This window comes from Microcoleus sp. B4-C1, from assembly GCF_036705285.1.
GTDB lineage: Bacteria > Cyanobacteriota > Cyanobacteriia > Cyanobacteriales > Microcoleaceae > Microcoleus.
Map to the genome: position 1 here is coordinate 1 of NZ_JAUBUC010000167.1, position 5840 is coordinate 5840.

The 5840-nt window shown below is 45.2% G+C and carries 8 protein-coding genes; 4 read left to right on the plus strand and 4 right to left on the minus strand.

Features of this window, described 5'->3' with window-relative positions; all coding sequences use genetic code 11:
* Positions 1-4: 4 nt before the first annotated feature.
* Entirely contained in the window at positions 5-250 is a 246-nt protein-coding gene (locus QUB26_RS31020; RefSeq protein ID WP_333321143.1) for a hypothetical protein, read from the minus strand.
* Positions 251-326: 76 nt separating this feature from the next.
* On the opposite strand from QUB26_RS31020, the gene QUB26_RS31025 reads away from it, so the two are divergent.
* Entirely contained in the window at positions 327-767 is a 441-nt protein-coding gene (locus tag QUB26_RS31025; RefSeq protein ID WP_333321145.1) for a hypothetical protein, read from the plus strand.
* A gap of 109 nt (positions 768-876) precedes the next feature.
* On the opposite strand, the gene glnA is transcribed toward QUB26_RS31025, so the two are convergent.
* Positions 877-2298, minus strand: coding sequence for a type I glutamate--ammonia ligase (glnA, locus tag QUB26_RS31030; RefSeq protein ID WP_333245403.1), 1422 nt, complete (start codon positions 2296-2298; stop codon positions 877-879).
* A gap of 340 nt (positions 2299-2638) precedes the next feature.
* Here glnA and apcB point away from each other — a divergent pair, with 340 nt between their 5' ends.
* Positions 2639-3148, plus strand: a complete 510-nt coding sequence (gene apcB, locus QUB26_RS31035) for an allophycocyanin subunit beta (RefSeq protein WP_293258696.1) — start codon at positions 2639-2641, stop codon at positions 3146-3148.
* Between the two features lie 253 nt (positions 3149-3401).
* On the opposite strand, the gene QUB26_RS31040 is transcribed toward apcB, so the two are convergent.
* The gene (locus QUB26_RS31040; RefSeq protein ID WP_333321147.1) at positions 3402-3641 is read right to left on the minus strand and encodes a hypothetical protein; all 240 of its coding nucleotides are present in this window, start codon (positions 3639-3641) and stop codon (positions 3402-3404) included.
* Between the two features lie 87 nt (positions 3642-3728).
* A complete protein-coding gene (locus tag QUB26_RS31045; protein WP_333321149.1) occupies positions 3729-3863 on the minus strand; it encodes a hypothetical protein in 135 nt (44 codons plus the stop codon).
* A 151-nt stretch (positions 3864-4014) separates the two neighbouring features.
* Here QUB26_RS31045 and QUB26_RS31050 point away from each other — a divergent pair, with 151 nt between their 5' ends.
* Complete coding sequence (locus QUB26_RS31050; protein WP_333321151.1) at positions 4015-4932, plus strand: TlyA family RNA methyltransferase; 918 nt, start codon at positions 4015-4017, stop codon at positions 4930-4932.
* A 123-nt stretch (positions 4933-5055) separates the two neighbouring features.
* Entirely contained in the window at positions 5056-5757 is a 702-nt protein-coding gene (locus tag QUB26_RS31055) for a hypothetical protein (protein WP_333057650.1), read from the plus strand.
* Positions 5758-5840: the final 83 nt, after the last annotated feature.

Consider the following 5840-nt stretch of genomic DNA (forward strand, 5'->3'; position numbering starts at 1 on the left):
TTAATTACCTCACTAAATTTCTACCTTTCTTTATGTATCTTAACATAGTTTTGTTTTTTTTCGCCGACCTACTTACAGTATATTTTCCCTGCTTCAGGTTATCAAAATTCACATCGGCCTCAAACAGATCAACTGTCTCCTCGGCCAGCACTCGTCCTTCTTGAGTCAGTAAAGTGACAAACGCAATGCCGTCAACAGAAGTCATGGCGACGTTACTCTGATTGCGGATCATCACAAAAATATCGGACATTGTTTGGTCATTGGTAATTGCTAATTGCTAATTTAGAATGAGTGCATAATCTCACAAACAAAGGAGCATAAATATAATGAATCATTTCAAGTTTTTGCTAATTTTGACTATTAGTGCAGCGGTTCTCGGTTTGGGAAAAAGTGGGGCCCTAGCTGCTGTCTGGAATATCTCTGAGAATGAGCCTGGTTTGCAGCTTCACGGCGTGCAGGTTGCTCAAAGGGACGATCGCAATTTAAGCAACTCGAAAGGTACATTAAAAGAAGGCAGTGCCATCTCAGTCGATCCAGATGATGTGGTTGGCATACCAAAAGCTGAAGCGCGGCGGCGTTTCATTCTGAATAAGATATATCGGGTTCAGGAAGGCACTACCGCTGACGATTTGTTTATTGTTGATGAGAAAGCAAATAAATGGGCTGTAGAGGATGTCTCTGAGGCTACAATGGGCCCTACTACTAACAGCGTTGCCCAGATAGTGTCGGGTAACGGGAGAGTCTGGGCGCTGATCCAGAAGTTCTAAATTTAAAAAAAACGCCGCTTTTAAGGGCGGCGTTCTTATTAATTAAAAATCACAGGTTAAAAATGGTAATTATACCATTTTTAACTTTTAATTTTCAATTATTAATTTTCTAACAGTCGTAGTATAGAGCAAACTCGTAGGGGTGAGGACGCAGCCGCATCGGGTTGACTTCATTGTCGAGTTTGTAGGAAATCCAGGTTTGGATGAAGTCTTCGGTAAATACGCCGGTTTCAGTTAAGAAACTGTGGTCTTTTTCTAAAGCTTCTAAAGCGCCTTCCAATGAACCGGGAGTTGAAGGAATTTTGCTCAATTCTTCAGGGGAAAGGTCGTAGATGTCCACGTCCAAAGGTTCGCCCGGATCGATTTGATTCTTGATGCCGTCTATGCCGGCGCACAGCATGGCTGCAAATGCTAAATAGGGGTTGGATGTGGCATCGGGACAGCGGAATTCTAACCGCTTGGCTTTGGGGTTGGTTCCCGACAACGGAATCCGCACTGATGCCGATCGATTTCCTTGAGAGTAAGCTAAGTTTACAGGCGCTTCAAAGCCCGGAACTAAACGCTTGTAGGAATTGGTGGTGGGATTGGTGAGTGCCAAAAGTGCCGGTGCGTGCTTGAGAATGCCGCCGATGTAATGCAGTCCCATTTGACTGAAACCTGCATATTGATCGCCTGCAAATAGAGGTTGGCCGTCTTTCCAAATCGACTGGTGAACGTGCATCCCGGAACCGTTATCGTTAAATAGCGGTTTGGGCATGAAGGTGATGGTTTTGCCGTATTTTTTGCCGACGTTTTTGATGACGTATTTGTAAGTCAGCAAGTAGTCGGCGGCTTTTACCAAAGTGTCAAAGCGGAAACCGAGTTCGCATTGACCGCCGGTGGCGACTTCGTGGTGGTGTTTTTCGATGGGTACGCCGCATTTTGCCATTGTCAGCAGCATTTCCGTTCTCATGTCTTGTGAGGTATCGGTTGGTGCTACTGGGAAATAACCTTCTTTGTAACGCGGTTTATAGCCGAGGTTGCCGCCTGCTTCTTCTTTGCCGGAATTCCAACGACCTTCGATCGAATCTACGTAATAGTAGCCGGAATTTTGGGTTTGGTCGAAGCGAACGTCGTCAAAAATAAAGAATTCTGCTTCCGGGCCAAAGAATGCTGTATCGCCGAGACCGGTGGAAAGCAAGTAGTCTATGGCTTTTTGGGCAATGGTGCGGGGACAGCGACTGTACGGTTCGCCGGTGCGAGGTTCTTTGATGCTGCAAATGAAGCTGATGGTCGGTTCTGCCATGAACGGGTCCATCCAAGCGGTGGTCGGATCGATGACCATCGTCATGTCTGATTCGTTGATGGCTTTCCAGCCCCTAATGCTGGAACCGTCGAAGGGTACGCCGTCTGTGAATGCGGTTTCGTCGATTTGGTCGTGGTACAGGGAAAGGTGCTGCCAGATCCCCGGCATATCGATGAATTTGAGGTCAACGATCTGGATCTTATTTTCTTGTATGTAGTTTAAGGCTTCTTGGGGTGTCTGGAACATGACTTACTCCTGATATTGGTTGTGTCTTGGCGATCGGCCGATTTCAGACTGTGTGGGCGATCGTAGGCCTTCAGTATCCACTATTTTGTATCTAGGGCTACAAAAGTTTGAAATAGGGGCCCAGTGGGGCCGGGCCGTTTGAGATTCTTGCCCTGTGGATTATTTGTCGGATGAAGATACAAGGCAAACGGCTGAATTTTACGACAGTTTGCCGCGGATAGACTACCCTTGGTGAAAATCCTATCTCAAATCTTAATCAAACGCCGATTTGTAGTAGTCTACAATAGGCGGTCTGTCTCAGATAGCAAAGTATTGATAAAGATTTTTGGGAGAGAAACTTATGCGCGATGCAGTGACGAGCCTGATTGAAAATTATGATGTTGCTGGTAGGTATTTAGACCGAGATGGTATCGATCGGTTGAAATCTTATTTTGCAACGGGCACGGCACGGGTACAGGCGGCGGCTGCGATTAACAGCAATGCTGCGGCAATTGTCAAGCAAGCTGGTATCCAGCTATTTGCTGAACAGCCCGAACTGATCCGTCCTGGGGGAAATGCCTACACGACTCGTCGCTACGCGGCTTGTCTGCGGGATATGGACTACTACTTGCGCTATGCTACTTACGCCCTGGTGGCTGGAAGTACCGACGTGCTCGACGAGCGCGTGCTGCAAGGTTTGCGCGAAACTTACAATTCTCTAAGCGTTCCCATTGGCCCGACGGTGATGGGGATTAGCATTATGAAGGAGATGGTTAAGGCTCAGGTGGAAGCTGCTGGCTTGTCTGTGGGGCCTTTTTTGGATCAGCCTTTTGATTACATGATTCGCGAATTGAGCGAACAAGATATTTAAGTCAATTTGCTAGTTCTTTTAGCAGCAAATTGCACTTGTGGCTGGCAGTTAGCAGCAGTTAGATCGATCGCTTTTTTTGGCCTCACAGCCTCCAAGCGATCTTTTTTTATGGGTTATACAATTTTAGATTAAAGATTTCAGATTAAAAATTATAGATTAAAAATTATAGATTAAAAAATTGAATAATTGGGAATGACTTATGAATTAATGGTTTGGAGCTTCCCTATAATTGCATTATTGTTTGAAACTGGTGCTAAAAATCGTCAACACATCCCCAGACGAGGCATTTGTCCAGGGGATTTTTGGTTTGGCGCAGATCGATTTGTGCGACGGTTGTTGCTTCTACTTCGCCATTGGGGTAAAGAATGTGAATGATGTCACCGCTGAGGAAGGCTAGGGGATTTTCTTGACAATTGCCCTGATTTCTGATAGGAAAGTTAATTGTTTTCATAGTCGATCGCCCTGATGGTATTTGTAGTGCTTTTAGCTGCATATAAATCATCTGCCATTGGCCGCAATTTTTGTGTGATTCATATGAATGTTGAGCTGTGATAAAAGTGCACAATCGGAGCGATCTCAGTCACATAATGGGAGGTGGCGCGATCGCCCCGCGACAATCGCAAAACCAAAATAATCGCCAAAAATTAGCAGTCGGGCTTGTGCGTAATATCAAATCCGTTAGCATCGCAATAGTAAATCCGAGTTCACTGTTCACTGTTCACTGTTGACTGTTCACTGTTGACTGTTCACGGCGTCAACCGTCAACAGTCAACCGTCAACCGTCAAAATCATAAGGAGTGTAACCGGAAATGATATAAGTGCTAATCTGGTACTGTTCTTAACCCTATCCGTACAGATTAAAAACCTTGGCTAAACAGCGACTAGACACTTTATTGGTCAGCCTAGATTTGTGCAGTTCCAGACAGCAAGCTCAGGCTTTGATTCGGACTGGGAAAGTCTCCATCAACCAACAGATAGTTGACAAACCGGGCACTGAGGTTGACATTGCAGCAAAAATTCAGATCAAAGAGCGATCGCGCTATGTTTCCAGAGGCGGCGACAAATTAGCCAAAGCTTTAGAAGTTTTTGCAATTCCCGTTGCAGGCAGAATTTGCCTCGACGGCGGCATTTCCACAGGCGGTTTTACCGACTGTTTGCTGCAAGCCGGCGCGGCCCTAGTGTACGGCGTAGACGTTGGCTACGGTCAAGCAGATTGGGGCTTGCGTAACGATCCAAGGGTAATTTTGAAAGAACGCACCAATTTGCGGTACATGACTGCTACTGAGCTTTATGGGGAGTCACCCCCCCCAGCCCCCCCTTGTCAAGGGGGGGAGCAAGATTCTTTGCCAATAGGGGTTTATGCAGATTTGGCGGTAGTAGATGTGTCGTTTATTTCCCTGGATAAGATTTTACCGGCGCTGTGGGAATTGTTGATACCACCGCGAGAAGCAGTGTTGCTGGTAAAACCGCAGTTTGAGGTAGGGCGCGAGAGAGTCGGGAAAAAAGGCGTAGTGCGAGACTCCGCAACTCAAGCTGATGCGATTTTTCAAGTGTGGAAGGCAGCCACAGCTTTAGGATGGCAGCAACGCGGCTTAACGTGGTCGCCTTTACTTGGCCCGGCCGGTAATATCGAGTATCTTTTATGGTTGGGGATCGATCGCGAACAAGAAACAGACCACAGGGCGATCCTCTTCGAGGGCTGCGCTAACGAAGAGGATGTTGTGAAGGAACGGATCGCACAAGTCACCAAAGCGGCGGCGCGGGAACTTGTCGATCGATTGTAGATTTTAGATTTTAGATTGATTTCCAGATGTTGATCTAATCAACTTTAAAAATCAAATTTGGAACTCCAGATTGCTATAAATTTTTAAAATTTTTGTCAATCAGACTCCTAAACTTTCACAAGAGTGAATAATTCCATGCAGTCATTTAAACAAGTCGGTTCGATTTTACTCTACGTTCTAGGTGGCATTGGGTATGTGGCGATTGTAGCTACTATTGTAGGCGTTTCAATTCTGATCAAGTGGGCAGCTCTGCTACTGGCAGACAAATTATTATATACCATTCTGATTATCGGCGATTTGTTGAGAGGCCTCGAAATTATTGAACTGTTAAATATATTGATATTTGCATTTATCGGTATGGGAGTGGGTGTGGCGACCAGGCTTCTACACCCTCAATATGGTCGAAAAATTAGTGCCGCTTTGTTGATAGTTATAGTTCCTTTAGTTTTCATGATTACGCCAGCCATCAGATATAATTCTTGGCTGGAAAAAGTAGAGGAATCGGATAATTTATTACCAGCGCAAACTGCAACATTAACTAACTCATTTTTGAATAGAAAAGTGGGATTGCCTGGTTTTATCGGTTATTACGTATATACTGGTCAGTTTCCCGTTATTCCCACGAAACAATCGGAGATGAAAGACCTGGACAGCTTTGAAAAAAAAGTTAATTCCAGATTTGTACAGTTCACAGGTATTGCTCCGACTATTGTTTCTTGGTCAATGCGGGTTTGTTTTTGGTTGATTAGAATATTTTACTTTTCTATAGCAGTAATTGCCACGATCGCGCATTTTAGGGAAGGTGTGAGAATCGCGAGACGGTAATACGATTTTAGGATCGCGAATTAAATAACTTACAATTTTAATTGTTATTGTGGGATGGGCGTCCCGCCCGTCCAAAAAGGACG